This window comes from Aromatoleum sp. (assembly GCF_036675785.1).
Lineage (GTDB): Bacteria > Pseudomonadota > Gammaproteobacteria > Burkholderiales > Rhodocyclaceae > Aromatoleum.
This window is the reverse complement of the sequence record NZ_JAKFEF010000030.1, coordinates 1-1,706: the sequence shown is the minus strand read 5'-3', so window position 1 is coordinate 1,706 and position 1,706 is coordinate 1. Positions and strand designations below refer to the sequence as shown.

Here is a 1,706-nt window from a genome sequence, read left to right as displayed (position 1 = left end):
GTTCATGCACGTTCGGCAGGCCAAAGGACGGCGGAGTATGCCGACGTGTTCATCGCACAGGCATCCCTCTTTAAGGTGACGCACAGAAACGATTCGTCGCTCGAAGCGGACCCTAGAATTTTTGTTCGCTTGCCCGTGAGTGCGGGCTGTGAACGAGCCGCGTGCACCCCGCGCGACAACGACGACGACGCGCCCCGGAGCCCTTCTTGTCCCTGCCCACCGACGAACAACGAAAGGCGCCCCCGCCGCCCAGCCGTGCCGCCAAGCCGAGCTTGATCGAGAGTGAGACCGCGCCGCGCCGCCCTGCAAACGGCGACGCTCCGAACCTGCGCATGCTTGACGAGCTCGAGTCCGTTGTCAGACCGAGTGCGGGCCGGTCCGATCGGCACGGTTCTGGATGGGTCGTCGCGATGGCGCTGTCGGCGGCCGCAATTGCCGGCGTCTGGTGGTGGAGCCAACAGGACGCCGCCAACCTGTTGCCGTCGCTCGACGGGACCGCCGAAAGCGTACTCGCGGGCGTGCCCGCTGTGGCGGAGCCACACGCTGCCGCGTCAGCAAGCGCAACGCCGGTTGCCGTGACGGCCGCGCGTATCGAAATGCTGCCCCCGGACATGTCCGCGCGGCCGGCAGCAGCGAAGATGCCGACCGAAGCGGCGCAAGGCGCTGCCGAGCCTGCCCCGACCCTTTCGGCGACCACCGCAGCGCAAGGCTCGAAGATTCGAACCGAGCGCACGCTGAAGGGTGTCACGCGGTCCTCTGCGACGAGCCCTGTTGCCGAGCCGAAGCGCACCGCGAACACCGAGCCCGTCGCACGGATGCGCCGCGTCGCCTCGGCGCCCGGTCCGATCACACGAACCCGCACCCAGCCATCGAGCCCGGCCGGCAACCGAATGGATGCCGACGTGCTGCTGTTGTCGGCTTTGCTCGATCACGTCTCGACGGAAGGACAGGGCGATCCGCTCGCCTCGCCGAACCCGGTGACGCTCGCTCAAATCGTGCGGCGCTGCGAATCGCGCAGCGGCAAGACCGCCGCGCAAGTCCGTGAATGCCGGCGCCGCATCTGCGAAGGTTACTGGGGCAAGGCCGAAGCCTGCCCGGCGCGGCTGGCGCCCAAGACGAAGAGCTGAGTGCATGTTTCCGGACTTGCCCGCCTCGTTCGACGGTCTGCGTTTCGACGACGCCACTCGCCTGTACCGCCTGCGAGGCGAACGCGAGCTGAGCGAACTACTGGTCCAGGCCTGGAGCCTGAAGGAACAGCTCGACACGCCGTGGACGATGGAACTCGTTGCGCTCGGGACCGGCGCCGGCCTGAACACCGAGGTCCTGCTCGGTCAACGGGTCACCCTGGACACCGTGCTGGCCGACGGCTCGCTGCACCCGCGCAGCGGCCTGGTCATGGCCGCGTCGGCGCTGGACGCCGACGGCGGCTTCGCCCGCTTCCGTCTCACGGTGCGCCCCTGGATCGCTTTGCTCGCGCACACCCGGCGCAGCCGGGTCTGGCAGGAGCAAAGCCTCGTGCAGATCGTCGAGAGCGTGTTCGCCCGCTACGCCAAGCACGCCCGATGGCGCTGGAGCGACGATATCTCCGCGCATCTCGCGCGCAGCCCCTTCCTCGGCACCGGCCAAGTTCGCAGCTACACCGTGCAGTACCGCGAGACCGACCTTGCCTTCGTGACAAGGCTGCTTGCTGAAGAAGGCATCGGCTG

General features: G+C 68.2%; 2 protein-coding genes. Both read left to right on the top strand.

Going from position 1 to position 1,706, the window contains the following annotated elements:
* The first annotated feature begins 206 nt into the window (after positions 1 to 206).
* Entirely contained in the window at positions 207 to 1,127 is a 921-nt protein-coding gene (locus tag V6M37_RS08575) for a hypothetical protein (protein ID WP_332672325.1), read from the top strand.
* A gap of 4 nt (positions 1,128 to 1,131) precedes the next feature.
* The coding region (locus V6M37_RS08570; RefSeq protein WP_332672323.1) for a type VI secretion system Vgr family protein at positions 1,132 to 1,706 on the top strand (575 nt) is incomplete at its 3' end.